Raw genomic sequence first — 26,963 nt, 5'->3', positions numbered from 1 at the left:
TGATGAACTCCGCTAGAGAGAAATCTGACGCGCCAGGCGAGCGCGATCTCGATTCAAACGGAGAGGAGTGTGGAACGTGGAGATGCCGCTCAATGCATTCAAAAGGAATCTCAAGCGCACACCGCCGATGATCGGCGTGTGGTCCATGAGCGGAAGCGCCATGGCGGCCGAGGCGCTGGGCTTTGCGGGCTACGACTTCGTCGTCCTTGACATGGAACACGCCCCCAACGACGCGCCGCGCGTCTTCGGCCTGCTCCAGGCGGCGGCCGGATCGCCAGCGAGCCCGGTCGTGCGGCTTCAGTGGAACGACACTGTCACGGTGAAACAGCTCCTCGATTTCGGCGCCCAGACGCTGATGTTCCCCTATATACAAGACGCCGACGAGGCGCGCCGCGCGGTTGCGGCCACGCGCTACCCTCCGGACGGCGTGCGCGGCTTCGCGGGGATGAGTCGCGCCACGCGCTACGGCGCCGTCGCCGACTATCATCGCAACGCAGCGAACGAGATCTGCGTCATTCTCCAGTTGGAGACGAAGAAGGCGGTCGCGAATCTCGAGGAGATCGCCGCCGTCCCTGGGGTCGATTGCATCTTCATCGGCCCGGGAGATCTCTCCGCGGACATGGGTTTCATCGGCCAGCCGGGTCACCCTGAAGTGCAGAACGTGCTTGCCGATGCTGCCGGCCGCTGTGCGAAGCTCGGCATGCCGAGCGGCATCCTGGCGGGTGGCTCGGCGCAAGCGCGCGACTATCTCGGATACGGTTTCAGTTGGGTCGCTTCAGGATCTGACCTCGGTCTGATGATGTCGAACGCACGAAGCGAGCTCAGGAACCTGAGGAGCGGTGGCTGACATGCGCGTGTTGAGGCCAAGGATCGAGCGGCTCGGCTCCTATACCGCGCGGATCGGGGAAAGCGCGATCTGGGACGAGCAGGAAGGGGCGTTGCTGTGGGTCGATATCGCCGGCTGCAAGGTGCTGCGGACGCGGCCGGGGAGCGGAGAGACCGAAAGCTGGGATTTTCCGGAAATGACCGGCTTCGTCCAGCCTGCCGACGACGGGACGTGGCTCGTCGGCCAGCACGACGGCGTCCTGAAATTCGATCCGGCGAACGGAACGGCCAGCGTTTTCACTGAGCTCGAGCCCGCCGGCTCGGGCAACCGGACCAACGACGCCGCGTGCGATCGCCAGGGACGGCTGTGGGTGGGAACCATGCCGCTGCCGCAGACCGGCCTCACTCCTGTCGGCAACATCCATGTGGTTGGGAGCGACGGCGGCACCGCCACGATCGAGCGCGGCCTTACCGTTCCGAACGGCATCGCATTCAGCCCGGATGGGCACACCGTCTACTGGGCCGACACGATCCTGACGCCGCACCAGGTCTGGCGGGCGCACTACGATCCGGACACCGGCAGGCCGGAAGGAAAGGAGACATTCGTCGTCTTCCCCGAGGACGGCGGACGTCCCGACGGTGCCGCCGTCGATGCCGCGGGCTGCTATTGGGTGGCCGCCGTCCGCGGATCGAAACTGCTGCGCTTTACGCCGGAAGGCAAGCTCGACCTCGCCGTGCCGTTGCCCGTCGCACGTCCCTCGAAAGTCGCGTTCGGCGGATCGGACCTGAAGACCCTCTTCGTCACCTCGATCAGCGAGGGACTGGCACCCGAAGCCCACGCTGCGGAGCCTCTCGCGGGCGCGCTGCTCGCGCTCGACCTCGGGATCGAAGGTTTGCCGGCGACACGCTTCCGGACCGGCGCGTAATCGATCTAAGGACACAAGACGTGCAGCAATTCGCCGCAGCGCCGCGCGTCATATAGACCTGCGGCGCTGTCATTCAGCTCAGATCGGACGCGTAGTGCATGGTGTCGGTCTGACAGCGCGATTCGCGATATTCGACCGGGCGCTTGTGCAGGTCGAAGGCGATGCGCCTGATTTCCAGCAGGGGCGCGCCAACCGCGCAGTTCAGTGCGGCACGGTCGGCTTCGTCGGCCGAAACCGCCTTCAGCTTCTCTGCTATGCGGGTGACGGTGATGCCCCAGCGTTGCGAATAGAGCCGGTAGACGTTGTTGGGGATCTCCTCCGTCTCCGACAGGCCCTGAAAAATCTGGCCCGGCAGCGACAGGGTTTCGCGCAGCATCAGCTCCGAGCCATGATAGCGCAGCCGCGATATGCGCCAGACCGTGGCCTTGTCATCGAGGCCGAGCGCCTCGCGCTCACGCGGGTTCGGCGTTGCGGACGACAGGTTCAGCACCTTCGATATGGGAAACAGCCGCTCGCCCGAATCGGGGTAGAGCCGGAAGAACTGGAAAAGAATCCGGCTCTCCTCATATTCGGCGACGAACGTGCCCCGGCCCTGCCGGCGAACGAGAATGCGTTCGGCGGTCATCGCGTCGAGTGCCTTGCGGACCGTGCCCTGGCTGACGCCGAGTTCGCGCGCAAGCTCCTGCTCGCTTGGCAGCATCGTGCCGGGTTGCCAGCGCCCGCTCGCAAGCTGCCGGGTAATCTCCTCACGTACCTGCAGATAGAGTGGACGAAAGCCCAAGCTGGTTTCCGCGCTCACGTCCATTGATCATCGCCTCCAATTTTCCTGCACCCTTATAGCGAAGTTTGATTGACAACGCCAGAGTTTCGTATCTTATGTCTTATATAAGAATTCCGAACCAAGGAGGAAAGCGTGAGCGTACCGCAACTGCTGGTGCACGAGACACACGACAACGTCGGTGTCGTCGTCATCGAGGGCCTGAAAGCCGGCACGGACATGACCTGCGTCGTAACGGCCGACAATTCGAGCTTTAACCTGAAGGTCAACGAAGACGTGCCGATCGGCCACAAGGTCGCACTGACCGATCTCAGGGCCGGCGACACGGCGATCAAGTACGGCGAGGACATCGGCCGAATCATCGCCGATGTCGCCAAGGGCGGACACGTTCATGTCCACAATCTCAAGACCAAGCGCTGGTAGGTCCGATCATGGCTTCAAAGTACTCCAACCTCACCTTCAAGGGCTATCGCCGCGACAACGGCCGCGTCGGCGTGCGCAACCATGTCGTGATCCTGCCGGTTGATGACATCTCCAACGCCGCCTGCGAGGCCGTGGCCAACAACATCAAGGGCACGCTGGCCCTGCCGCATGCCTACGGCCGTCTGCAGTTCGGCGCCGACCTCGATTTGCATTTCCGCACCATGATCGGAACGGGCGCCAACCCCAACGTGGCGGCAGTCATCGTCATCGGCATCGAGCCCGGCTGGACGAAGCGGATCGTCGACGGCATCGCGGAAACCGGCAAACCGGTCGCGGGCTTCTCGATCGAACAGAATGGCGACCTCAAGACCATCATGGACGCAAGCCGGAAGGCCAAGGAGTTCGTCCACTACGCCACCGAATTGCAGCGCGAGGAGTGCTCGGTCTCGGAGCTGTGGGTCTCCACCAAGTGCGGCGAGAGCGACACCACGACGGGCCTCGGTTCCTGCCCGACCGTCGGCAACATGTATGACAAGCTGTTGCCGGAAGGCATCTACGGCTGCTTCGGCGAGACCTCGGAAATCACCGGCGCCGAACACATCTGCAAGGAGCGCGCCATCAATGCCGAGGTCGGCGAGCGCTGGTACAAGATGTGGAAGGCTTACCAGGAAGACGTGATCGAGGCCCACAAGGACAGCGACCTTTCCGAAAGCCAGCCAACCAAGGGCAATATCGAAGGCGGCCTCAGCACGATCGAGGAGAAGGCGCTCGGCAATCTGGAGAAGATCGGCCGCACGTCCCGCTATATCGACATTCTTGAACCGGCAGAGGCGCCAAGGTCCGGCAAAGGCCTCTATTTCATGGATTCGTCCTCCGCTGCTGCCGAATGCGTCACGCTTATGGCGGCGGGCGGCTACGTGATCCACACCTTCCCGACCGGACAGGGGAACGTCATCGGCAACCCGATCGTGCCGGTCATCAAGATCACGGCTAACCCGCGCACGGTGCGCACCATGGGCGAGCATGTGGACGTCGACGTGTCCGGCATCCTGCGCCGCGAGATGACGATCGACCAGGCGGGCGACGCGCTGATCGAGAACATCCTGCGCACCGCCAACGGCAGGCACACCGCAGCCGAGGCGCTCGGCCACCGGGAATTTGTGATGACCAAACTCTACCGGAGCGCCTGATTACCGAAGCCAATCGACCGAGGCCTTTTTATCATGAACGTCGAAACTCGGCCGATGGCGGGGCGTGGATGGCTGAAGGCGCTGTCCACGCCCGCGCCGGGGTTGTTTCTCGCGCTGACTGTCGCAGCGGCGGCCACCTTCGTGGCCCAGGCCGTCGGCGCGCCGGTCATGCCTTTCGCATTGCTGATTGGCATCGCGCTCAATGCGGCTTCCGGCGATGAGCAGTTGCGCGCGGGGCTCGCCTTTGCCTCGCGGCCTCTGCTGCAGGTCGGTATCGCTCTTCTCGGACTGAAGATCTCGGTCATGCAGGTTGCGAGCCTCGGCTCCGATACCTTGCTGCTCGTGGCCAGCGGCACGGCAGTCTCGATCGCGAGCGGCCTCGCACTTGCGAGGCTTTTCGGGCTGCCGTCCACCTTGGGTGTACTCGCAGGCGGGGCGACAGGCATTTGCGGCGCTTCCGCCGCACTGGCCATCTCGTCGACGCTGCCCGCCTCACCGAACAAGGACCGGGAAACGGCCTTCGTTATCGTGACGGTCACGACGCTCTCGACCGTCGCGATGCTCGCCTACCCGGTCATTGCACACTTCCTCGGTCTCGATAATCGCCAGACCGGGATATTCCTCGGCGCGACGATCCACGACGTCGCCCAGGTCGTCGGCGCCGGCTACGCGGTATCCGAGGAGGCCGGCGACACCGCGACGATCGTGAAGCTCTTTCGCGTGGCGCTTCTTCTGCCGACAGTCCTCGGCATAGCGCTCACGATGCGATCGCGCGCGAGTACGGAAGGACGGCTGCCGTGGCTTCTGCCCCCTTTCGCGGTCGCCTTTGCCGTGCTGGTCGTGGTCAATTCGTCCGGCTTCGTGCCGACCGCACTGCGCGACGTCTCGATCGCGCTCTCGAACTGGTGTCTCGCCACGGCCGTGGCCGCGATCGGCATCCGCACCTCCATTTCCGGTACACTGAGGATGGGCTGGGCCGCCTTGGCGGTTCCGATCGGTGCAACCATTCTCCTGATGACCCTCGTCATCAGCTTTGAACTCATCATGAGGAACTAGACCTTGGCAGAAATCGTCATATCCGAATTCATGGACGAAGCGGCGCTTGATAACCTCAGGCAGCGATATTCCGTGACTTACGATCCGTCGCTGGTTGATAACCCCGACCGTCTGCAGGTCGAACTTGCCGACGCCGTCGCACTGATCGTACGCAACCGTACCCGCGTGAACGCGAGCCTGCTCGACCACGGGCCGCATCTGCGCTGCGTCGGCAGGCTCGGCGTCGGGCTTGACAATATCGACCTCGACGAGTGCCGGCGGTGCAACGTCTCCGTCCATCCGGCCACCGGAGCCAACGATCTGTCGGTGGCCGAATACGTGATGACGGCCGCCCTCATGCTCCTTCGCGGCGCATGGTTGTCGACCGCGGCCGTGGCCTCGGGCTCCTGGCCGCGCCAGACGCTGATCGGCCGCGAACTCGCCGGTCGCACCATGGGACTTGTCGGCTTCGGAGCGATTGCCCGCGAGGTCGCCTGGCGGGCGCAGGCGATGGGCATGCAGATCGTCGCCTATGACCCGCATCTGCCAGCGGACAATCCCGCATGGCAATCGGCGCGCAACATGTCGCTGGAAGGCCTGTTGGAGGTCGCCGACGTGGTGAGCCTCCATGTTCCACTGACGCCGGCCACGACGAAGATGATCGGCGCGACTGAGATCGCCGGGATGAACACCGGCGCCGTCCTCATCAACGCGGCACGGGGCGGAGTCGTGGACGAGCAGGCGCTTGCCGACGCCCTCAGGGCCGGCAAGCTCGGCGGCGCCGCCCTAGACGTATTCGAGGTCGAGCCGCTCACGGCCGAAGCCGGTGCAAAGTTCGTCGGAATTCCCAATCTCCTCCTGACGCCGCATATCGCTGGCGTTACAGACGAATCGAACGTCCGCGTCAGCAGCGTCATCGCCGAGAAGGTGCTGGCCGAACTGGAGAGAACACGATGAGTTCCATTACGCTTGATGCCGCGCAGGTCCACAAGCTCATCGTCGGTGCGCTTGTACGCTCGCGCACCTCGGAGAAGAACGCGGCATCGGTCGCCGACGCCCTGGTCGAGGCAGAACTGGCGGGCCAGGGCGGTCACGGCCTGCGCCGTGTCGCTGCCTATGCCGCACAGGCGAAGGCCGGCAAGGTCGACGGCTTTGCGACACCCACCCTTGAAAAGCCTCGCCCTGCCCTCCTCGCCGTGGACGCCGCCAACGGCTTCGCCTTCCCGGCGCTCGATCTCGCGGTTGAACCGCTCAGCGAATGCGCCCGCTCGCAAGGCGTCGCGCTCGCCGGTTTCCGCAGGTCGCACCATTGCGGCGTCGCCGGCGTAGCCGTCGAGCGTTACGCCAGGAACGGGCTCGTCGCCCTGATGTTCGCCAACGCGCCGGGCGCGATGGCGCCCTGGGGCTCCAACCGCCCGCTGTTCGGCACCAATCCCGTCGCCTTCGCGGCGCCGATCGCAGGCACGGATCCGCTCGTCGTCGACATCTCCCTGTCGAAAGTGGCGCGCGGCAAGATCATGGCCGCCAACCAGAAGGGCGAGGCTATTCCACCAGGCTGGGCTTTCGACGCGGAAGGCCGGCCGACCACCGACCCGAAAGCGGCACTCGCGGGCACCATGGCGCCAGTCGGAGATGCCAAGGGCACGGCGCTTGCGTTGATGGTCGAGTTGCTTGCCGCTGGTCTGACCGGCGCCAACTACGCCTACGAAGCAACGTCGTTCTTCGACGACAAGGGCGCGCCTCCCGGGGTCGGCCAGTTGATTGTCTGCATCGATCCCACGGCTTTCGGCAGCGGCATCCTCGAACGCTTCGCGGCCATGGCCGACATGGTCTCGGATGCACCAGGCGCGCGGCTTCCCGGCCGTCGTCGCCAGGCGCTCAGGCAATCCCTCCTCAAGGAAGGAATTCCTGTCGAGCAGCCCTTGATAGCGGAGATAGAAGCAATCGGCCGCTAACTGCGCCACCATATATGGTGAGGAAGAACCCTCTACACATAGAAGCCCAGGCAGAGGATCGAGGCGGCTAACATCGGCAACTGCTGCCTCTTTCCTCGAAACCTGGCCGCGACTGCGAGTGCGGCGAGACAAGCAATCGCGGCAGCAAGAATGGCTCCGGCAGAGAGATACAGCCCCAACGCCCCGACAAAAACCGTGGTTCCGACAGTCGTTTCGGCGGCGGTTTTCCAGTTATCGGGCCTACCGCCAAAAGCCGTCAGAAACGCGGGGCCGCTCAATCCCAGAGCAAGCCAAATCAAGGCGGAGGAGAAGTCGAAGAAGTCCAAGTTGCACCCATACCGACTGTTGTCGTGTAAGGGGAGCAATTTGCGTGCCAATTTCTATGTTCAGGAGAATGCCCGAAATCACCGCGCTTCTCCTTGATCTGGCTCACACCCTGTCATAGCCGTGCAAAATTCCGAAATAGTGACCGGAACGACATAGAATAGCGTCCGCGCTATTGCCTCGCCCTTTTTATAGGCACATAAGCCTCGAAAAATAAGCAACTGCATCTGACGCTCCGGAATGATTGTCCCACCTCCGCCTCACCAAAAATCAGGCTATTTGCCCAAGTTTAAGCTGTTTTCGCCGATCCTGGCGGGTGCAACCCTAAAGGAGCGCCTAATCGGCTGCCTTGGGGCGTTGATCGGCATCTGCCTCACCGGCGTGGTCTGCGGATTTATTTTCGGTGACGATCCCCAACTGCCGTTGATCGTCGCACCCATCGGCGCCTCGGCGGTTTTGCTCTTTGCCGTTCCGGCCAGTCCGCTCGCGCAGCCCTGGTCAATCGTTGGCGGAAACACCATTTCCGCCCTGATCGGCGTCACCGTGGCCTATCTGGTGAAGGACCAAATGCTCGCGATCGGCCTTGCCGTCGCTCTGGCGATCCTTGCCATGTCGCTCACGCGATCGCTTCATCCGCCAGGAGGCGCCTCCGCGCTGACGGCCGTAATCGGTGGAGCTGCGGTCGCACGCGCAGGTTTCTGGTTCCCATTCATACCGGTGGCTATCAACTCGTTGATCCTCGTCGGGCTGGGCATGGTGTTTCACCGCCTGGCTCGCCGCCAATATCCTCATCGACCGGCAGCTGCGCCGGTGAATACGCATAAGACCGCGGATCCCCCGCCTGCGCTTCGTGTCGGCTTCAATTCCGAGGATATAGATGAGGCAATCGCACGCTTGAACGAAACACTCGATGTCAGCCGCGAGGACATCGACGCCCTCCTGAGGGAAGTCGAACTGCAGGCCCTTATCAGACAGAGGGGAGAGTTGACTTGCGCCGACATCATGTCCCGCGACGTGGTGACCGTGCCAAGCGACACGACGCCCGACCATGCACGATACCTGTTGTTGAAGCACGACGTTCGCACGCTTCCAGTGCTTGACGAGAATGAGAAGCTCCAGGGCACAGTCGGCCTGCGAGAGCTGGCCGGCACGGAAGTCGACAGCAAACTGCCGATAACCGCTGCAGCTACCGCGAAGCCATCCGACCCTGCGATCGGCCTGCTTCCCCGCCTGACGGATGGCAAAACACACGCCGTTGTCATCCTTGACGACGACGCCAAGGTCGTGGGCATCATTTCCCAAACCGACCTGCTCGCGACTTTGGCCAAAAGCCTCTCGCAAAATGGTCCGTCCGAAATCATGCACGGCAACGGGCAAGGCATCTGATCGAGGCCGGGGACACCGTCTACATATCGGCACGCCCAGGATGCGTGGACGGAACCGCCAGCCCGACAAGGGCGAGCGAAGATGTACAGGTTCTCAGATCACGATGATTAGGTCGAATCGACCTAAATCATAAACGTCAGTCGGGGCGGAATGCGGGCGGAAAAACGCGCGTTTTTCCTCAGCCCGTTCTAGTCGTTGAAGTGCCGTCCCTCCTTGACCTCGGCGGCGTAGCGCGCGCGGATCGCGAAGTCGCCGAACCGCTCGTCCTGAAAGCGGTCGCGCGCGAAATCGGCGATGACCTTGCCGAGCAGACCGAGAATGGCCTGCTCGCCGGCATTTTCGAGCACCATCTTGTTCAGGCGCTGGCCATGGAACCCGCCACCGAGATAGAGATTATATTTTCCAGGCGCGCGGCCGGTCAGCCCGATCTCGGCTATGTAGGGGCGCGCACATCCATTGGGACAACCGGTCATCCGGATCGTGATCGGCTCTTCCGACAGTCCGTGAACAGCGAGGATCGCCTCGATCTTTCCGACAAGCGTCGGCAAATAGCGTTCACTCTCGGCCATGGCCAGGCCGCAGGTTGGCAGCGCCACGCAGGCCATCGCATTGCGACGAAGTCCGCTTCCTTCGTTGAGGCTGGTTAGCCGGTACTCCTTCAGCAGGCTTTCGATCATTGGCCGGTCCCCCGGCTCGATATCGGCGATGATGAGGTTCTGGTTGGGGGTCACCCGGAACATCCCGCTGTGCGCCCTTGCGATGGTGCGCAGGCCGTCGAGCAAAGCGACATGCTCGAAATTGCTGACGCGGCCGTTCTCCACGCGCAACGTGAAATGCTCGCGACCGTTCTCGCCGCGCGCCCAACCGATCTTGTCGCCGTTTGAGACGAAGCGATAGGGCCGTGCCGGCTCCAAGGGAAAGGAGAGCCGGTCCTCGATCGCGGCCCTTATCCAATCAAGCCCCTTGTTGTCGATCGTGTACTTGAAACGAGCATGGCTGCGATCGACCCTGTCGCCATAATCCCGCTGGACCGACATCACCGCGTCGCAGGCCTCCAGGACCTTGTCCTTGGGTATGAACCCTATGACACTGGCGAGCCTGGGATAGGTGTCGGGAGCCTGGTCCGTTCGGCCCATCCCGCCGCCGATCGCGACGTTGAAACCCTCGAGCCCGGCTTTCGTCGCGATGGCGATGAAACCCAGATCCTGGGCATAGACATCGATGTCGTTGATCGGCGGAATGACGAAGCCGATCTTGAACTTCCGCGGCATGTAAGTGCGGCCGTAGAACGGCTCCTCCGGTCCCGCGGACGACCCCGTCCGTTCCTCGCCGTACCAGATCTCGCGATAGGCGCCAGTCTTCGGGATCGCGTGATCGCTGGCCTGTTTGGCGAGCGCGTACACTTCCGCATGGAGCGCCGAGAGCTCAGGGTTTATCGAGGCCATCACCCCGCGCGAATCGTCGCCACACGCAGCCTTGGTGTCGAGCAGCACGTCGCGCAGGCCCTTGATAACGGCGCGGAGATTGCGCTTGTGGACGCGGTGAAACTGAAAGGTTTGCCGTGTCGTCATCCTCAATGTTTCGCCCGCATGGGCGCGCGCGAGTTCGTCGAGCTTCAGCCATTGCCCGGGTGACAGCACCCCGCCCGGCAGGCGCACGCGCGCCATGAAGCGGAATGCCGGTTCCAGCTTCTGGCGGCGGCGTTCATCCCGGATGTCGCGGTCATCCTGCTGGTAAAGCCCGTGGAACTTCATCAGCTTCACGTCGTCGCCGGGTACCGCTGCGGTAAGCTCCTCCTCCAGGCCGGCAGCAATCGTACCGCGCAGCTGGTCGCTGCGGTCCTTAAGCGTCTCGTCGGGGCCGAGCCGGTTGAGCGGCTGCGAAAGATCATGGCGGCGATCCAGTGGCATCATCGCACCTCAATAGACATCGATCTGGTAGCGGCGGGCCGCCTGCATCGCGCCGACATATTCCTTCGACGCCGAGGGGCTAAGCCCGCCCTGTTGTTGGACGATAGCAAGCAGTGTCGCGTGAACGTCGGGAGCAAGCTTCGCGCCGTCGCCGCAGACGTAGACGTGGGCACCCTCTTCCAGCCAAGCATAGACGTCGCGCGCTTGTTCCATCAGCCGATGCTGCACATAGGTCTTCGTGTCGCCGTCGCGCGAGAAAGCGAGGTTCATGCGCGTCAGGACGCCGTCCTTCAGCAAACCCTGCCACTCCGTCTGATAGAGGAAATCGCTATCGAAATTGCGCTCGCCGAAAAACAGCCACGCCCGTCCGCCGGCGCCTCGCGCCTCCCTCTCCTGCAGGAAGGCCCGGTATGGCGCGACGCCGGTGCCCGCTCCGATCATAATGATCGGTGCGTCATCGCCGGCGAGCCGAAAACGCGGATTGGGCTGCACGTAGACCGGAACGGCCGTGTCGGGCTCGGCGCGCTTAGAGAAATGACCGGAGGCGACGCCGTGGCGTTCTTCGCCATTGAGCTGGTAGCGAACGGTGGCGACCGTCAGATGAACCTCGTCGGGAATTGCGGACGCGGAGGATGCGATGGAATAGAGCCGCGGCTGCAGCGGTCTTAAACCGGCGGCGAAGCTCTGCGGATCAATGCCCGTGGCCGGAAATTGCCGTACGATGTCGACGACGTGGTTCGCCCGCAAAAAGGTGGCGCGCGCATCGGTGTTTTCTTCCCCTCGTAATGCCTGGAGTGCCTTCGAGCCGGTGATCTCGGCCCAGTGGTCGAGGAAGCGCGGCGTGGCGGCCGTGGCTTCAAGCGTTCCGGCGAGCGCCTCGCCGAGCGTGGTCTCATGCTCCTTGATGCGGAGAGGCTCCTCCCCCGAGAGGTGAAGTGCCGAGAGCAGAGCCTCTACGACGGCCGGGTCATTTCGGGGCGCGACGCCAAGGGCGTCGCCAGGCTCGAAGGCAAGGCCAGATCCGTCAAGCGACAGTTCGATGTGGCGCGTCTCCTTGCTCGATCCGCGTCCGGTCAGCACCAGATTGCCGATGACGAGGGCGGAAAAGGGATTGCTCTTGTCATGAGTTGCCGCGATCGGAGTCGCGGCCGGCGCGGCCGATGGCAAGATCGCTGCTTCGCCGGGAGGCCCCAAGGAAGGCGTGAGTGCGGCGACGGATTTTTCGATCCAGTCGGTGGCGAGATCCTCGTAGTCGACATCGCAATCGACCCGCTCGCGGAGCCGCTTGGCGCCCAGTTCGGCGAACCGCGCATCGAGCCGCTTACCTGCGCCGCAGAAGAATTCATAGGTGGTGTCGCCCAGCGCCAGGACGGCGTAGCGCAGGTTCTCGAGCCGTGGCGCCTTGCGGCTCTCCAGGAATTCGAAGAACCCGACCGCCGAAAGGGGCGGCTCCCCCTCGCCATGCGTGGACGTGATGATGAGGAGATCCTGTTCATCCTTCAGCTTGCGCGGCTTGTAGTCCGCCATGTCGACCAAGCTCGGCTCAACCCCTTTCCCGCGAGCCGCGTCGGCGAGCCTCTTCGCGAGAGCCGCACTGTTGCCGGTTTCGCTGCCGAAGAGGATGGTGAGGGAACGGGTTTTGCTGGCGAGAACATCAACTGGCTCCGCTTTGGCGAGATGCGGCGCCAGAGGGGTCGCGCCGTGAAGGGCGCGCGCGCCATGATCGAGCCCGGCGAAATATCCGCTGATCCAGAGAGCCTGCCCAGGCCGGAGCGATGTCGCCAGCGCCGAGATCTGGCTCCATTGGTCGGCTGTCAGCCCCGGGCCGGGGAACTCCAATGCGGTCATATGCACGCCTCCAGCTTAAGTAGCCATTCCCAGATGCGAAGAACCTGTGCGGATGTGTGCCACGGGGTCACGGAGCTGACAAACGAAGGATATTGTGGGATAAACACAATGAAATTGCTGGAAACGAGATTTTAGATGATGTTTCTAGCGGACAATCGCGTCCAACAAATTCGTTCCCGAAATCAAGCTTTGGGCAAATCGAACTTTGCGCCAAAAAAGTGTCGCCGCGCGCGCAAGCTCTTTTCCTCGGGGCGACGGTGGCGCGTAAAACGCCGCACTTCCCGCCGTCATGGCCGTGCTGTAAGACGCCGCGGAAACTCAGCTTGCGGGCAACCGGCCGCAACTTGACGCTGAAAGCACGACGGAGGCGCTGCGACACGGCGGCGATGGAGCATGAGGCGGAGATCGAAAGTTGACCGTGTGCCAATGGGGAGCGAGGAAGCGCCCGCGCCGCTTGGCAGCCCGATAGGCTGGGACGATCTCTCGAGCGAGGAAAAAACAGCGCTGAAGCGGATAAACCGCGGCCCCGACCACGTCATCTCCCAGTCGGTCGGCGAGCGGTTGATCGCGCTGGGACTGGCGGTAGAACGACCACACGGAATCGGCATAAGCAGGCGGGGTCGCGAACTCGTGATCGCTGCCTTGCTGCGTGCGCGCGAAGGTAGCGGGACGGAGCTCGACGACTCCCAGTCATGAATGCCAGGACGAATTTCGCTCTCAGTACTGCCGAGTGGAAAACGTAGCGATCTGCGTCAGTGGCCGGCAACAGATGCGGCTGCCCTCAGTCCTGCCCGAATGCGATCCAACATCGACTGATCTGCCTTTGCCGACGAAACGAGATAGGCGGGGTAGGCAAATTCCGGACTGTTGGGAACGATCTCAAGGCGACCCTCTTCGAGATAGGGCTGAATAAAGCCCCGCCGAAAATATCCCGACCCGCCAACTGCCAGGATGTAATCGAGAGCAAGCGGACCATAACTGATCGACACCACCGGATTCGGCCGGCCGGGAAAGGCCGCCCGATAGCTCCCCGCAAAGTCCTCTCCCCAATCGATGCCGACGAGGTCTTCCGGACCGAGCGGCTGGGACAAGGGCGTCGTGCGAACGAGGACGAGCTTTTCCTCAAACAGCAGCTCCGCCAACGTGCCCGGACGGCTTGGCGCGCCATATAGGACTGCCGCGTCAAGCGAACCGTCCTGCACAAGTTCCATGAGCCGTTCCGACCTGTCGATCGTCGTTCGGATGGCCACGCTGGCGGCTTCACGGCGCATCCACAAAAGCCAATGCTTCAGCAGCGGATTCCAGAGGCTGAGCTCCGCACCGATCGTCACCATCGCCTCGCGGCCCGGGGGCAGCGCGACCGTGGTCCGCGCCGCCTCCCAGACTTGTACGAGGCTCGTCGCAAAACGGAAAAACTGCTCCCCGGCGGGTGTCAGCCTGGCACCGGCCTTGTTGCGAACGAACATGGGGCGATCGAGTTGTTCTTCGAGCACGCGAATGCGCGCGCTGACCGCAGTCTGGGAAATGTTCAGATTGGTGGCAGCATTCACGAAGCTGCCTGTCTTGACCACTTCGAGGAACGTACGCGCAATGCTGATATCCATCTCCGCCCCACTTAAACAGCGTCAGCCCTTTTGACGGCTTGCTACCAACAGCCCATCAGAATAAGCGCAGAATATTTGCGGTTAAACCGCAATTCAATTCGTTTGTCAGCGGAAACCGACGTTGCCATTTTGCTATCGAGCAACGCGAGGAATTCCCATGTTTCTTCAGATCGGCCAAACCGCACCGGATTTCGAACAGGAAAGCACCCACGGCAACATTCGCTTCCACGAATGGCTGGGAGAAAGTTGGGGCGTATTGTTCAGTCATCCCCGCAACTTCACGCCGGTCTGCACTACGGAGCTGGGTGAGGTCGCGCGGCTGCGTCCGGAGTGGGACAAGCGGAATGTGAAGGTCATCGGGCTTTCGGTCGATCCGGTCGAATCCCACCGCAAATGGGAAGAGGATATCGCCGAAACGCAAGGCCATTCGCCGGATTTCCCGATGATCGCGGATGCCGAAGCAAATGTGGCGGGCCTCTACGGCATGATACATCCGGAAAGCGACCCTAATCTCACCGTAAGAGCCGTGTTCGTCATCGACCCCGCACGAAAGATTCGGCTCATACTGACCTATCCTCCGAGCACCGGCCGAAACTTCCAGGAAATCCTCCGCGCGATCGACAGTCTGCAATTGACGGCAAGCCGTGGCGTTTCGACGCCGGTAAACTGGAACTCGGGTGACGAGGTCGTGATCTCTCCCAAGCTTTCCGATGAGGAGGCGGCTCGCCTGTTTCCTCAGGGTTTCCGGAAGTTGAAGCCGTATCTGAGACTGACGTCCCTCGATTAGCCCTGACCAGCCACTCAACTTTGATGCCATCTGAATGAAAGGCGCTACCGCTGATGCTCGAGCGAAAATCCAGATCTGCCAAAGCGGAGACAACGGCCGCAGCCTACGGGGTTGCGACCGACGCGGCATTCGGCTCCGTGGTGCCACCCATATACCTGTCCAGCACCTACGAGTTTGCCGGCTTCGACGCGCCGCGCGCCTATGACTATGGCCGTTGTGGAAATCCTACACGTGATCTGCTGGCGGAAGCGCTTGCGAAGCTTGAGGGAGGCGCCGGCGCGGTTGTCACGCCGAGCGGCATGGCCGCGCTCGATCTCTTGCTGGGCCGTCTGAGGCGAAACGATCTCGTGCTGGCGCCCCACGATTGCTATGGCGGCACGCTGCGCCTGTTGAAAGCGCGTGCAGATCTGGGGCACTTCACGCTCCGCCTGACCGATCAGACGGATCTCGGCGGATTTCAGGCCGCGCTGTCGGATGTTCCGGCGCTCGTCCTGATCGAGAGCCCCAGCAATCCTTTGATGCGCGTCGTTGACATTGCCCGCTTGTCCGATCTCGCCAAGGCGGCCGGCGCTGCTGTCGCTGTCGACAACACGTTTCTTTCTCCCGCCCTCCAGCAGCCGCTCTCTCTCGGAGCCGATTATGTCATTCACTCGGCGACCAAATTCCTGAACGGACATTCGGATGTTATCGCCGGGGCGGTGATCGCTGCCGATCCACGCGAAGCTCATGATCTCAAGCGCTGGTCCAATGTCACCGGAGCAATTGCGGCACCTTTTGATGCCTGGCTGACGTTGCGCGGGCTCAGAACCTTGTTTGCGCGAATGTCCATGCAAGAACGCAACGCCATGAACATCGCCGAGTATCTCGACGCGCACCCTGCCGTCCGCCGCGTCCACTACCCAGGACTTCCGGGTCATGCTGACCACGAAGTCGCAAAGCGGCAGCAGCGCGGCTTTGGCGCCATGATGAGTTTTGAACTCGAAGGCGGCGTCTCGGCCGTTCGGCAATTCCTCGCCCACGTCGGGTGCATCACGTTGGCCGAGTCGCTTGGAGGGGTCGAAAGTCTTGTGGCGCATCCGGCCACCATGACCCATGTCGACATGGGTGCCGAAGCCAGGGCGCGGGCGGGCATTCGCGACGACCTTCTGAGACTTTCGGTCGGGCTGGAACACATCGACGATCTTCTGGAAGGGCTTGAAGCCGGATTGAAAGCCTGTTGAGCGAAGGTCGATCAAGGAGGTAACGGGAATGGACATCGACGATGATATTCCGCCGACTTTTGCCTCGCCGCCTTGCTTCATGCACGAAATCGACCCGGCCTATGCGGGCCTGCCGTCCGATCCGGGGATGTGCATAGATGTGAAGCGGTGGCGGACAAGCGAGCGGGCTCGCCTCATCGCACAACGTTTGGCGATGTCGCCCGACGTTCGGGCTGGCTGCGAAGCGCAAATCGTCAGCCGCCTACATGCCGAAATCGGAGACGTGCGCGGCCTCGTCGTCAGCGTCTACTGGCCGTTTCGCGGTGAGCCCGATTTGAGGCCGCTGATGCGACAAATAGCCGATGACGGCGGCCAATGTGCGCTTCCGGTCGTGGTCGAGAAGGGACAACCTCTGGAGTTTCACGCCTGGCGACCGGGCGACAAGCTCGTCCGTGGCATCTGGAACATACCCGTTCCGGCCGAACATGCTTCCTGCACCCCCGATATAGTCGTTGCCCCAGTCGTGGGCTTTGACCCATCGTGCTATCGGCTGGGTTATGGCGGGGGCTATTACGACCGGACATTGGCCAGAATGGCGGCGAAGGGCCGCGTGCTGGGCGTCGGTTTCGCGCAGTCAAGAATACCGACCATTTACCCTCAGGGGCATGATATCCGAATGGACGTCGTGGTGACCGAATCGGGGGCGGATCGTTATCGAGGGGTGTATTGAATTCCGACGACCTTTGCGGTCATTCGATTCCGCAGAAACAGCCGCACCGCTCAACGCTCCAGGCATCTGCTGCCGGAAGCGATGCAGACGTCGTTGCACCGTCGCTAACGCAGGCGCGAGCCCCGTTTTCCGCCCGCATCCCGCGTCTCGATTCGTTGGAAACCGATCACGTCCGTGATCTCAGGTCGACTCGACCTAAGATCATCGTGATCCAGCGGCTCTCGGTCCGTTAGCTTTTTTTGCTGCGAGCTTTGGAGGCAGTGTTCTTTTTCGGCTTTGCATCGTCTTGCTGCTTCCTTGCCGCGGATTTCCTCGGTTTTTTGCCTTCAGAAGGGTCTGCAGATACAATAGGGTCACCAGAAAGCGCGCCATTCTCCCGCTCTCCGCCCCGATCGATCCTTGCGGACTGAATCTCTTCTGCGGCCTCTAACCAGTGCTTGAGGCCGTCGCCCTCCGGTCGCCCCGCTCTCTCCCACAGCTCATAGGCCCGCTTCCTGATCAGTTCTTCGCCGTCCGTCTTCATGGCAAACGCTCCTTATCAGTTGAGGTGGAAAATGACCGGTGGGCGGCGGTAAAGCCTGATGATGCCGCATCGAAAGGAGAGTTTAGGCAGAATGCTGCATGCTCGCAATCGCAACGCGCTCTCGCGTGGTCATTTGTTGCAGCGAGACGAACGCGGGACCCGTGCGGCGCATGCAGCACCGGAAGCCACACCGATTGCCCTCTCGTGGGTCCGCCTATCGCGCCCCCATCCGCAACGCGCCGTCGAGGCGGATGACCTCGCCGTTCAGCATGTCGTTCTCGCAGATATGCCGGACGAGCGCGGCATATTCTGCCGGGCGGCCGAGGCGCGGCGGGAAGGGCACGCTCTTGCCGAGCGAATCCTGCACCTCCTGCGGCATGCCGGCCATCATCGGCGTTTCGAAGATGCCCGGTGCGATCGAGACGACGCGGATGCCGAAGCGCGCGAGCTCGCGCGCGATCGGCAGCGTCATCGCCACGACGCCGCCTTTCGAGGCTGAATAGGCCGCCTGGCCGATCTGCCCGTCGAATGCGGCAACCGAGGCCGTGTTGATGATGACGCCGCGGGCGCCGCCGTCATCCGGCTCTTCCTTCGCGATCGCCGCGGCGGCAAGGCGGATCATGTTGAAGGTGCCGACGAGATTGATGCCGATCGCCCGCGTGAAGCTTTCGAGGCGATGCGGACCGTCGCGTCCGAGCACTTTTTCGCCAGGCGCGATGCCGGCGCAGTTCACCAGCCCATGGAGATGGCCGAAGCTCTCAAGCGCGACAGCAACCGCCGCCTCGCCCTCCGCCTCGCTCGTCACGTCCGTCGGCACGAAGCGCGCCTTTACGCCGAGCTCGGCGGCCATCGCCGAACCCGTGTCGGCATTGACATCGGCGACAACGACAGAGGCGCCATCGGCCACAAGGGCGCGCGCGACGGCGGCTCCGAGCCCCGACCCGGCGCCGGTCACCAGAAAGACCTTGTCCCGGATCAGCATGTCCGCGCTCCCCCAGACTGGTTGGCCGTGTTCCTCTGCATCATATTCTCCTCCCGTGGGTATTCCCGGATCACGCATGCGCTGCGCGTCTGGCAAGACGCGCAGCGCGGCGCGGACTATAACCAGACCTGCCGTCGGAGGCGACACCGAAAGGGCGCTGGATCGGTCACGCGCCCGTGCGCGCCACGACCGGAACGTAGTCTTCCAGCTCCGGCGCCGGAAACATGAGTGTCGCGCCGATCTCGGCCGACCGATAGAGACCCATCAGGATCTCGACCACGGCGAGGCCGTCCTCGAAGGTTTCGAGCGGCTTCACGCCCTTGCGGAAACACTCGACCATGTGCCGGTTTTCGTCCGTGTAGCCATAGACGCCAGCCTCGTCGTCCAGCACCGGCATCAGCCCCTGCTCGGCATTCTGCTTTTCGACGAGATCCTCGCCCTCGGACCCCTTGACCTCGCGCGACAGGAAGATCTTCAAGCCGGTTCCAAGCGAATTGTATTCCAGCGCATATTCCGGCCCCAGGAGTTCGAGCTGGATGCGTAAGCCGGCGCCGACATAGGCCCAGGAGGTGGTCGCCTCGATCATCAGCTCGTTACCGTCCTCGTCCTCGAGCGTGACGGTCGCTCGGGCAAAATCCTCCGCGGGACGCCTGCGGTAGTCGACCGCCTTTCCGAAGCGCTTGCTGAGCTCATCGGCATATCCGGGCTGGGTCCATTTGAGGTTCGCAACCGTACCGTTGACCGCCTTCACCTTCAGTGAGTTGCGTGGCGCCCCCGGCGCCGTCAGCAGATGACGCGCCACCTCGACGCTGTGGCTCATCATGTCGGAGAGCACCCCGCCGCCCTGTTTGTCGCCCTGCCAGAACCAGGGTTCGTGCGGGCCGGAATGTTCTTCCGCGGCGCGTGCGAGATAGGGCCGCCCGGTGGTCGACGCCGCGCGGCGCCAGATGATCTCCTTGCCGCGCAGGACCGGTGTCGAGAAGACCTGGTTTTCCAGATAGCCGTGGTTGAGGCCGGCGTCTTGCGCCAGCCGCAGCATTTCGCGCGCTTCGGCGACGGTGCGCGCGAGCGGCTTCTCGCAGGCGACGGCGAAGATCTTGCTGCGCCCTGCCTTGATCGCCGCGGTCAGCGTCCGCATCACCTCGATCCGCGTATAGTTCGGCGAGAGAATCCAGATCGCGTCGACATCCTCGGCGGTCACGAGCGATTCGAGGCTGTCATGCGCCCGGCAGGTCCCAAGCTCAAGCGCCTCGACCTCTCTGGCAAACCGTGCGCGGTGTTCGGCCGTGGGGCTGAAGGCGCCCGTCACCTCGACATTGCGCACGCCGACCAGCGATTTCAGGTGGAAATGCGCGATGAAGCCGGTTCCGACGAAGCCGACGCGCAATGTCTGGCTTGGCAGTTCAGTCATTCTCTCCTCCTGAATTTGTGTTCGGAACGGAATGTGAGCGCACCACAGTTCCGCGCGTGTTTGTCATTCCCGCGGCGGAGCCGTACTTCCCCGAATGTGCAAGACAGTCGGAAGGACGATCGGTTCGTCGCAATCGATCTCGGCGCCGGACACGACCTTAAGAAGCAGTTCCATGGCGACATGTCCGATCTCGGCACGCGGCTGGCTGACGGTCGTCAGCGGCGGGTAGAAGGCCTTGCTCAGATAGAGATCGTCGAAACCGACAACCGACACGTCGCCAGGCACATCGCGCCCCATGCGGCGCAGTTCGTATGCCGCGCCATAGGCCATTTCGTCGTTGGCAACGAAAAGCGCGGTCGGCGGCTCCGGCAGGGTGAAAAGCTTGCGGCAGCATTCCTGCCCGCTTTCGAGCAGAAAGTCGCCGCGAACTTCGTAGGCTTCCGGCACGTCGAGCCCGGCATTGCGCATGGCCTCGCGATAGCCCTCGCGCCTGTGAAGGCTCATCAGTTCCGGCAATGGTCCGCTGATATGGGCAATGCGCCGATGGCCGATCGAGATGAGGTGCTCCACCGCTTCCCGCGCGGCGCCGAAATTGTCCACCTGCACATGCGGCAGGCCTGCGCCCTCGATGATCTCGAGCGCCACGACCACTGGCAGGCGGGTCGGTGCACCGGTCCAGCTTCCGCCGGCCGGCGGAAGCTTTCCGGTCATCAGGATCATGCCGTCGGCATGGCCGTCGCGCAGCATGTTGAAATACTCAATCTCTCGGGCCGGATCGCTTTCGGTGTTGCCCATCAGCACGGAATAGCCGGCGTCCCGCGCCGTCGTTTCGACGCCTTTCAGGATGTCGAGGTAGAAGGGATTGCCGACGTCGCGCACGACGAGCAGCACCGACATGGACCTGCGGGTCCTCAGGTTCCGGGCGCTGACATTGGGTCGATAGTTGAGTTCGCGCGCGAGATCATGGATGCGCTGGCGCGTCTCGGCGCTTACCAGCGCCGAGTCGCTGAGCGCACGCGACACCGTCGCAACCGACACGCCCGCCCGCTCGGCGATATCCTTGATCTTCGGCCGCTCTCTCATGCACGCATCGCCCGACCCCGACCATAGAACATCATGAGCAGGAGCAGCGTCGCCCCGAACACCATCTGCCGTCCGGATTCGTCGATATTCACCGTGGTCAGGATGCTCTGAAGGATGACGAGCAGGATCGCGCCGGCCATGGTGCCGGTATAGCCGCCCCTGCCGCCGGCAAGCGAGGTGCCGCCGAAGACGACCGCGATGATCGACGGAAGCGTGTACTGCTCGCCGACATTGGCGAAGGACGAGCCGGAATAGCCGAGCAAACAGAGGCCGGCGACCGCGGCGAACATGCCGGAAATGATGAAGAGCGCGATGCGCATGACCCGGACGGGGACGCCGGCCATGTAGGCCGCATGCTCGTTCGAGCCGATGGCATAGATGCGATGGCCGAAAACCGTGCGGTGGAGCATGAAGGCCATGATGAGGCCGATGGCGATCCACAGCCAGATGATACCGGGAATGCCGCCGACGAGCGGCTGCGTGACGAAGCTTGAAAGGCCCGGCGCGGCGCGGCCGGAAGGGATGCCCATGCGGATGACGACGAGCAGCCCCTGGAGGACGCCGAGCATGCCGAGCGTCATGACGAGAGGCGGGATGCGCAGGAGCGTCACGCCCAGTCCGTTGAGCAGACCGAAGAAGGCGCCGGCGGCGAGGCACGCGAGGATCGCCGGCACAATACCGCTGTCTGCCCCGTTCATGACGTTGCCGGCGATGATCGCCGAAAGCGAAACGACGCCGCCGACGGAGAGGTCGATGCCCTCGCGCCCGCCGAGAATGACGACGTTCTGGCCCGCCGCGACGATGCCGAGGAGCGAGGCGACGATCAGCAGCCTCAGGACCTGTCCGCCGGAGGCAAAGCCGGGCGATAGCGCTTGCCCGAGGTAGAGGAGAGCCGCGATCAGCACGAGCGCGACGACGAGCGGCTGGCGGATGACAGTGAGGATCCGGCTCATGCGCGCGCCCTCCTGCCTGCCAGCACGCCGGCCATCAGCACGACGAGAATAGCGAAGCCTTGAACGAAATTCTGCCATTCCGACGGCGTGCCCATGAAGAAGACGACCGAGTTGATGAGACCGATCGTCAGCGCGCCAAGAGCCGATCCGACCACCGTTCCCCAGCCGCCGGAAAGCGCGCTGCCGCCGAGCACCACGGCGGCGACGCTGTAGAGCGTCATCTTGCCGCCGACCAAGGGGTCGCCGCTCGCCGTGTCGCCGGTGATGCAGAAGGCGGCAAGTGCGGAGAAAAGCCCACAGAGAAGGTAGCCCTTGATCCGTATGGGCACGACCGGCAGCCCGGTCTGGTAGGCCGCCTGCTGGTCGTCGCCGACGGCGAGCAACTGCGTGACGAGGCGCGTGCGGCTGAGCACCAGGAGCACGGCGGTGAGCGCCGCCAGGATATAGAAGGCGAAGGGCACGCCGAGCAGCCGGCCGCCATAGGTCCGCCAGAACAGCGCCGGCGCCGGCGTGCCGGCAACGGGAAGGATATAGAGGGCGAAGCCGGTGAAGAAAATGCTCGTTGCGAACGTCGCAACAATCGCCTGCAGCCGCAATGCGGCGACGACGATGCCGTTCAGGAGGCCGCAGGCGAGCCCCAGCAGAAGGCCGAGGGCAAGGGCGAGCAGCACGGCGCCGCCCCCGCCCCCCCATCGCTCCATCAGGACGACGATCGCGACGTTGACGAGCGACAGGATCGAGCCTGCGGAAAGATCGATATCACCGGCATAGACGACATAGGTCTGGGCGATCGCGAGCAGGATCAGCGCCATGTAGGTGCTGAGCAGCCCCGTCAGCGACCGGTAGCTGAGGCTATTCGGCGAAAAGACGCCGTTGAGCAACAGGAGGCCCACGACGATCAAGAGCGCCGGCAGAAAGGGATAGCGCTCCAGAAGCTTGCGGATGCCGCCCGCGCGCGCCCTCGGAGTGATCGTGATCTCTGCCATCACGCGGCCTCGTAAGCGGCTTGGTAGAGATTGTAGCGCGTGCGGTCGCCACCCGTCAGTTCGCGGCTGATCGATCCGCCGTTGAAGACGAGGATGCGGTTGGCGTTCCCGAGCAGTTCTGCATCCTCGGATGAATACAGCAGGATGCCGAGCCCCTCGGCGGCCAGCTGGCGGATCAGCGCGAAGAGGTCGGCCTTCGCCGAAAGGTCGATGCCCTTGGTCGGGTCATCGAGCAGCAGCACATCGGGCCGGTCGATCAGCCAGCGGGCGATGATCACCTTCTGCTGGTTGCCGCCGGAAAGCGAATTGATCGGGTGGAACAGGCTCTGAAACTTGGTGTGCATGCTCTGAAGCGCCGGCACGACCTTGTCGCGCAGCTTGGAGGGCCGCGCGATCAGCAGGCGATCGCGCAGATAATGGATCGGCGTGACGTTCTCGATGATCGGCCTGCCGCTGATGACGCCGTCGCGGCCGCGATCGCCGGAAACATAGGCGCAGCCGCGCCGAATGGCGTCGCGCGGGCTCGAGGCGTCAAAGCGGCCGTCGCCGATCAGCACTTCGCCCGAGCTAATCGAGCCGGCACCGAAGATCGCCCGGAGCAGCGCCGACTGGCCCTGGCCGTGGAGCCCACCGAAGCCGAGAATTTCGCCCTTGGCGACTTCGAAACTGACATTGCGGAAGCCGCGGCCGGAGAGATCGCGGACGGTCATCGCCGCGCCGTCCTTGCCGTTGACGACGGCGGGGGCCGACGACTGCGAAGCCGGCATGTCGCCGGAGCCGCCGACCATCAGTCGGATAACCGAGGCTGCATCCGTCTCGGCAAGATTGAGCGTCGTGATCGTCTCGCCGTCACGAATGATCGTCACCCGGTCGCCGATCGCCTTGATCTCGTCCATGCGGTGGGAAATGAAGATGACACCCCGGTCCTGCCGCTTCAGATCGCGCAGGATCTCGAAGAAGCGATCGACCTGCGCCCGGTCGAGCGCCGAGGTCGGTTCGTCGAAGATCATGATCGGCGCCTCGCTCGCGAGCGCCTTCATGATCTCCACGAGCTGCCGCTGGTCCGGACGCAGGTTGCCGACAAGGGCGTCGGCGGAAAATCCTTCTCCGGCTACCTCTTCGAAGAGCCTGATATAACGCGCCGCGCGCTGCTTGAGCAAAGTCCGGTCGACGAACAGGTGGGACTTGATCGGCAATGCGGCGAGGCAGATGTTTTCCTCGACCGAGCGATGAGCCGCGAGGCTGAGCTCCTGATAGAAGATGCCGATCCCCTGTGCATGCGCCGCGTGCGGTCCGGTGATCGTGACCGGCCTGTTGTCGATCAGGATTTTCCCGGCATCCGGCCTGACGCTGCCGGCGATGACCTTGCAAAGCGTGCTCTTGCCAGATCCGTTCGAGCCCATGAGGACATGAACTTCGCCGGCCATGACTTCCAGATCGCCGCGGCGCAGCGCCAATGTGGCACCGTAAGCCTTGCTTACGCCGCTCAGTCTCAATTTCGTCATGGAACTTCGTCCGTTGCAATGCGAAGGGAAGCACGGGCCGAGACTCGGCCTGCGCAACCATTGGAAACACTCACTTGAAGAGGGCTTCCGCGTCTTCGATCGAAAGCGAGCTGGTGTAGGAATAGTAGCCGGGCTTGCCTTCGAGCTGCTTTGCGGCATCGCCGACGTTCTTGCTGTCGATGAACGGGATCGGCAGGTAGAGGGCGTTACCGTACTGGCCGGCCTTGGCGGGCTCCTTCAGTTCCTTGCCCTGCAGCATCAGCACCGCGACATTCAGCGCGCTCGCCATCACGCCCGGTGGGTTGACGGTCGCGCCGGAGTTCAGATTGTCCTTGACCCAGAGGTCGATGAAGTCCTTGCGGATCTCGCCGGTTGCGGCGATCTGGCCGGTCTTGCCGGCGTCCATGATCGATTTCCAGGCGCCGGCGGCCATGCCGTCCTGCACGACGACGCCGTTCACGTCGGGATAGGTGGCAAGGATGTTCTGCATCGCCTGCTGGCCCTGCGCCTGATCCCAGTTGGCGTTGACTTCGTTGACGATCTGGATGTCCGGATAGTCCTTGAAGACCTGCTTGTAGCCCGCCACGCGCATCTCGTTAGCCGGGTGGCCCGCAACGCCGTTGATCGCGACGACCTTGCCCTTGCCGCCCAGCGTTTCGGCAAGCCATTTCGCACCGGCGGCACCCCAGGCGGTCTGGTCGATGCCGACATAAAGCGCATCCGGAGACGAAACTTCCGCGTCCGTCGCAATCACCAGGATGCCGGCTTCCTTCGCCTGGGCGAAGATCGGATCGAAGGCGGTCGGGCTGTTCGGGTTGACGATGATGGCGTTCACGCCTTCCGCGATGAAGTTGCGGATATGGGCGATCTGGCCGGGAACGTCGACATTCGCACTCTGGACCGAGACTTCGACGTCGACGCCCTTGTCCTTCCACGCGGCCGCGGCGGCCTTGGCCTCGTCGATCATCTGGGTGCGCCACTCGCTGCCGACCCAACCATTCGAGAGACCGATCTTGAAGGTCTCCGCGCTGACTGCCGATGCCGAGATGACGATGGACGCAACTGCGCCGAGCGCTACTGCGATAAGCGTTTTCATAAGATCCTCCCAAATCTTAAGGAGGACATGAAGCCAGAAAATGTAATCGATTTCAATGACGTTCTGGGACGTTCTGGCGGCTGCACCGTCGCGATCGGGCCAACGAAAGGTCGGCCCGAACTAAAATCATGAGGGTGATCAGACCACGACGTTGGCGACGATGTCGCTTTCGCAGAGAACGAGGTTCGGCGAATAGCCTTGCGCGAGGAACTGCTGGCGGTCGTTTTCGGCGACGACGAAGACGACGGTGCGCGCGATCTCGCCCGCCTCGAGTTCGGGCGCGGGGGCCACGACGGCGATGTCCTGGCGCAGGCCCAGTTCGCGCAGCAGACCTTCGAGCGACGACGGACTGTCGACGCCATGCAGGACCACGCGGTTGACCTCCGCGGCGGCATTGACCTGCCAGGCAAGCGTCTGCACGGCCACCATCAGCGGCAAGGAATCCTTCAGTTGCCGCGCCGTCGGATGGTGCTCGAACCCGGCGAGCGCCATGCGCGTATAGATTTCATAGGCCTTGACGTATTCTTTCTTGGCCGCCCACATGCGCATCGCCACCGCCATCCGGAGGGACGTGAACTGCCTGATCATGGCGTCCCGTGCCGTGCGCCGGTCGGGTGTCATGCGTAGGGCTCCACGCTTGGCTCCGACGTGGAGAAAATACTCCAGGCCGCCCCGGTAACGGTCCCAAGAGGTCAGCAGTTCGTCATGGCCGGCCTGCGGGCGGTCCCGTCCCAGCTTCGATTGGACGACCTGCCGGTAGAAGGGTTTCTTCAGAAACGCGACACCGCCGCGCTCGAGAAAATGAGCGAGATTGGAGAACGCCCAATAGGCGAAATGGCGCGGCAGCCAAGACGTGCGCAGCGCCGCGGTCCGGTAGATTCCGATCTCGGGAAAGATGTGCCGCTCGACGACGAAAGCGAAAAGCCGCTCGAATTCGTCCTTGTCGAATTTGCTGTCGGCATCGACATTGTAGAAAAGCTCGGTGTCCCGACCTTCGACCTCGTTATGAATATGCCACGGCGCAAAGCAGGCGGAGAGTTCCGGGTTCCTGTCGAGGTAGGCAATCGCCTCGACAAGACCGTCGACTGCCAGCATGTCGTCGTCCGCGAGATAGATCGCATAGTCGCCGGCCGCGTGGCGGAAGGCGCTGCAGAGATTGGGGTCGACGCCACGATTTTCCAACTGGCGGAAATAGCGAATCGGCAATCCCTTGCCGGCGAACGCCTCGACAATTTCCCGCGTGTTGTCCGTGGAAGCGTTGTCGGAGATGACGATCTCGAAGCTGAACGGGATCTGGTAGCTTTCGACGAAGCGGCCGAGCGCATTCTCCAGGAACCGCGCTCGGTTATAGGTCGGGATGCAGATGCTGAGCTTGACGGGATCCACCCAAGTGTTCCTGCTAGAGCAATTCCGGGAAAATTTTGTAACGGTTTTCGTCCGGAATTGCGTGATTTCAAAGAGTTAAATCATCTCGATGGCGCTTGCCCGCCATCGAGAGGCCGCT

At 63.0% G+C, this 26,963-nt stretch carries 27 protein-coding genes; 13 read left to right on the top strand and 14 right to left on the bottom strand.

The window, feature by feature from the left end:
• The first annotated feature begins 82 nt into the window (after positions 1-82).
• Both QN222_RS22720 and QN222_RS22715 read left to right on the top strand, forming a co-directional pair.
• Positions 83-847 carry an HpcH/HpaI aldolase/citrate lyase family protein gene (locus QN222_RS22720; RefSeq protein ID WP_283964890.1) on the top strand — a complete coding sequence of 255 codons (765 nt, stop codon included), beginning with the start codon at positions 83-85 and terminating at the stop codon, positions 845-847.
• A gap of 1 nt (position 848) precedes the next feature.
• Entirely contained in the window at positions 849-1,751 is a 903-nt protein-coding gene (locus QN222_RS22715; protein ID WP_283964889.1) for an SMP-30/gluconolactonase/LRE family protein, read from the top strand.
• Between the two features lie 73 nt (positions 1,752-1,824).
• On the opposite strand, the gene QN222_RS22710 is transcribed toward QN222_RS22715, so the two are convergent.
• A complete protein-coding gene (locus QN222_RS22710; protein WP_283964888.1) occupies positions 1,825-2,556 on the bottom strand; it encodes a GntR family transcriptional regulator in 732 nt (243 codons plus the stop codon).
• 108 nt (positions 2,557-2,664) lie between these two features.
• Here QN222_RS22710 and QN222_RS22705 point away from each other — a divergent pair, with 108 nt between their 5' ends.
• From QN222_RS22705 to QN222_RS22685, 5 genes are read left to right on the top strand one after another with little or no spacing between them, the layout of a single operon-like run.
• Positions 2,665-2,952 (top strand): UxaA family hydrolase, encoded by a 288-nt coding sequence (locus QN222_RS22705; RefSeq protein WP_283964887.1) that lies wholly within the window; start codon positions 2,665-2,667, stop codon positions 2,950-2,952.
• A gap of 8 nt (positions 2,953-2,960) precedes the next feature.
• The gene (locus QN222_RS22700; RefSeq protein WP_283964886.1) at positions 2,961-4,142 is read left to right on the top strand and encodes a UxaA family hydrolase; all 1,182 of its coding nucleotides are present in this window, start codon (positions 2,961-2,963) and stop codon (positions 4,140-4,142) included.
• 33 nt (positions 4,143-4,175) lie between these two features.
• On the top strand, positions 4,176-5,198 hold the full coding sequence (locus QN222_RS22695; protein WP_283964885.1) for a putative sulfate exporter family transporter: 1,023 nt from the start codon (positions 4,176-4,178) through the stop codon (positions 5,196-5,198).
• 3 nt (positions 5,199-5,201) lie between these two features.
• Positions 5,202-6,134, top strand: coding sequence for a hydroxyacid dehydrogenase (locus tag QN222_RS22690; protein WP_283964884.1), 933 nt, complete (start codon positions 5,202-5,204; stop codon positions 6,132-6,134).
• Positions 6,131-7,132, top strand: coding sequence for an Ldh family oxidoreductase (locus QN222_RS22685; protein WP_283964883.1), 1,002 nt, complete (start codon positions 6,131-6,133; stop codon positions 7,130-7,132). The genes QN222_RS22690 and QN222_RS22685 overlap by 4 nt, the downstream gene beginning before the upstream one ends.
• Positions 7,133-7,164: 32 nt before the next feature.
• Here the strand turns inward: QN222_RS22685 and QN222_RS22680 are convergent, their stop codons facing one another.
• Complete coding sequence (locus tag QN222_RS22680) at positions 7,165-7,458, bottom strand: hypothetical protein (protein ID WP_283964882.1); 294 nt, start codon at positions 7,456-7,458, stop codon at positions 7,165-7,167.
• Positions 7,459-7,696: 238 nt separating this feature from the next.
• Here QN222_RS22680 and QN222_RS22675 point away from each other — a divergent pair, with 238 nt between their 5' ends.
• The gene (locus QN222_RS22675) at positions 7,697-8,842 is read left to right on the top strand and encodes an HPP family protein (protein WP_283964881.1); all 1,146 of its coding nucleotides are present in this window, start codon (positions 7,697-7,699) and stop codon (positions 8,840-8,842) included.
• 188 nt (positions 8,843-9,030) lie between these two features.
• On the opposite strand, the gene QN222_RS22670 is transcribed toward QN222_RS22675, so the two are convergent.
• Complete coding sequence (locus tag QN222_RS22670; RefSeq protein WP_283964880.1) at positions 9,031-10,755, bottom strand: NADPH-dependent assimilatory sulfite reductase hemoprotein subunit; 1,725 nt, start codon at positions 10,753-10,755, stop codon at positions 9,031-9,033.
• 6 nt (positions 10,756-10,761) lie between these two features.
• On the bottom strand, positions 10,762-12,600 hold the full coding sequence (locus tag QN222_RS22665; protein WP_283964879.1) for an assimilatory sulfite reductase (NADPH) flavoprotein subunit: 1,839 nt from the start codon (positions 12,598-12,600) through the stop codon (positions 10,762-10,764).
• A gap of 92 nt (positions 12,601-12,692) precedes the next feature.
• Here QN222_RS22665 and QN222_RS22660 point away from each other — a divergent pair, with 92 nt between their 5' ends.
• Both QN222_RS22660 and QN222_RS22655 read left to right on the top strand, forming a co-directional pair.
• Positions 12,693-13,016 (top strand): hypothetical protein, encoded by a 324-nt coding sequence (locus tag QN222_RS22660; RefSeq protein ID WP_284005601.1) that lies wholly within the window; start codon positions 12,693-12,695, stop codon positions 13,014-13,016.
• A 10-nt stretch (positions 13,017-13,026) separates the two neighbouring features.
• Positions 13,027-13,296: a hypothetical protein gene (locus QN222_RS22655; protein ID WP_284005600.1), complete on the top strand. Its 270-nt coding sequence runs from the start codon at positions 13,027-13,029 to the stop codon at positions 13,294-13,296.
• Positions 13,297-13,352: 56 nt separating this feature from the next.
• On the opposite strand, the gene QN222_RS22650 is transcribed toward QN222_RS22655, so the two are convergent.
• Positions 13,353-14,204 carry a LysR family transcriptional regulator gene (locus QN222_RS22650; RefSeq protein ID WP_283964877.1) on the bottom strand — a complete coding sequence of 284 codons (852 nt, stop codon included), beginning with the start codon at positions 14,202-14,204 and terminating at the stop codon, positions 13,353-13,355.
• A gap of 157 nt (positions 14,205-14,361) precedes the next feature.
• Between QN222_RS22650 and QN222_RS22645 the strand changes: the two genes are divergently transcribed.
• The 3 genes from QN222_RS22645 to QN222_RS22635 are packed head-to-tail and all read left to right on the top strand — an operon-like array spanning position 14,362 to position 16,920.
• Positions 14,362-14,991: a peroxiredoxin gene (locus tag QN222_RS22645; protein ID WP_283964876.1), complete on the top strand. Its 630-nt coding sequence runs from the start codon at positions 14,362-14,364 to the stop codon at positions 14,989-14,991.
• 53 nt (positions 14,992-15,044) lie between these two features.
• On the top strand, positions 15,045-16,211 hold the full coding sequence (gene metB / locus QN222_RS22640; RefSeq protein ID WP_283964875.1) for a cystathionine gamma-synthase: 1,167 nt from the start codon (positions 15,045-15,047) through the stop codon (positions 16,209-16,211).
• 28 nt (positions 16,212-16,239) lie between these two features.
• Positions 16,240-16,920: a 5-formyltetrahydrofolate cyclo-ligase gene (locus QN222_RS22635; protein WP_283964874.1), complete on the top strand. Its 681-nt coding sequence runs from the start codon at positions 16,240-16,242 to the stop codon at positions 16,918-16,920.
• A 229-nt stretch (positions 16,921-17,149) separates the two neighbouring features.
• On the opposite strand, the gene QN222_RS22630 is transcribed toward QN222_RS22635, so the two are convergent.
• From QN222_RS22630 to QN222_RS22590, 9 genes are all read right to left on the bottom strand, one after another.
• Complete coding sequence (locus QN222_RS22630; RefSeq protein WP_283964873.1) at positions 17,150-17,443, bottom strand: DUF2934 domain-containing protein; 294 nt, start codon at positions 17,441-17,443, stop codon at positions 17,150-17,152.
• Positions 17,444-17,657: 214 nt separating this feature from the next.
• Positions 17,658-18,425, bottom strand: coding sequence for a 3-hydroxyacyl-CoA dehydrogenase (locus QN222_RS22625; RefSeq protein ID WP_284005599.1), 768 nt, complete (start codon positions 18,423-18,425; stop codon positions 17,658-17,660).
• A gap of 166 nt (positions 18,426-18,591) precedes the next feature.
• Positions 18,592-19,836, bottom strand: coding sequence for a Gfo/Idh/MocA family oxidoreductase (locus QN222_RS22620; RefSeq protein ID WP_283965880.1), 1,245 nt, complete (start codon positions 19,834-19,836; stop codon positions 18,592-18,594).
• Positions 19,837-19,899: 63 nt separating this feature from the next.
• Entirely contained in the window at positions 19,900-20,919 is a 1,020-nt protein-coding gene (locus tag QN222_RS22615; RefSeq protein ID WP_283965879.1) for a LacI family DNA-binding transcriptional regulator, read from the bottom strand.
• Positions 20,916-21,872, bottom strand: a complete 957-nt coding sequence (locus QN222_RS22610; RefSeq protein WP_284005598.1) for an ABC transporter permease — start codon at positions 21,870-21,872, stop codon at positions 20,916-20,918. The genes QN222_RS22615 and QN222_RS22610 overlap by 4 nt, the downstream gene beginning before the upstream one ends.
• Positions 21,869-22,858, bottom strand: a complete 990-nt coding sequence (locus QN222_RS22605; RefSeq protein WP_283965741.1) for an ABC transporter permease — start codon at positions 22,856-22,858, stop codon at positions 21,869-21,871. The genes QN222_RS22610 and QN222_RS22605 overlap by 4 nt, the downstream gene beginning before the upstream one ends.
• Positions 22,858-24,363, bottom strand: a complete 1,506-nt coding sequence (locus QN222_RS22600) for a sugar ABC transporter ATP-binding protein (protein WP_283965742.1) — start codon at positions 24,361-24,363, stop codon at positions 22,858-22,860. The genes QN222_RS22605 and QN222_RS22600 overlap by 1 nt, the downstream gene beginning before the upstream one ends.
• Positions 24,364-24,433: 70 nt before the next feature.
• The gene (locus QN222_RS22595; protein ID WP_283965743.1) at positions 24,434-25,459 is read right to left on the bottom strand and encodes an ABC transporter substrate-binding protein; all 1,026 of its coding nucleotides are present in this window, start codon (positions 25,457-25,459) and stop codon (positions 24,434-24,436) included.
• Positions 25,460-25,597: 138 nt separating this feature from the next.
• On the bottom strand, positions 25,598-26,845 hold the full coding sequence (locus QN222_RS22590) for a glycosyltransferase family A protein (RefSeq protein ID WP_283965744.1): 1,248 nt from the start codon (positions 26,843-26,845) through the stop codon (positions 25,598-25,600).
• Between the last annotated feature and the right edge of the window lie 118 nt (positions 26,846-26,963).

Source organism: Sinorhizobium sp. 6-70 (assembly GCF_030124375.1).
Classification (GTDB): Bacteria; Pseudomonadota; Alphaproteobacteria; order Rhizobiales; family Rhizobiaceae; genus Sinorhizobium.
The sequence above is the reverse complement of the archived record's forward strand: the minus strand, read 5'-3'. Positions and strand labels throughout refer to the sequence as shown.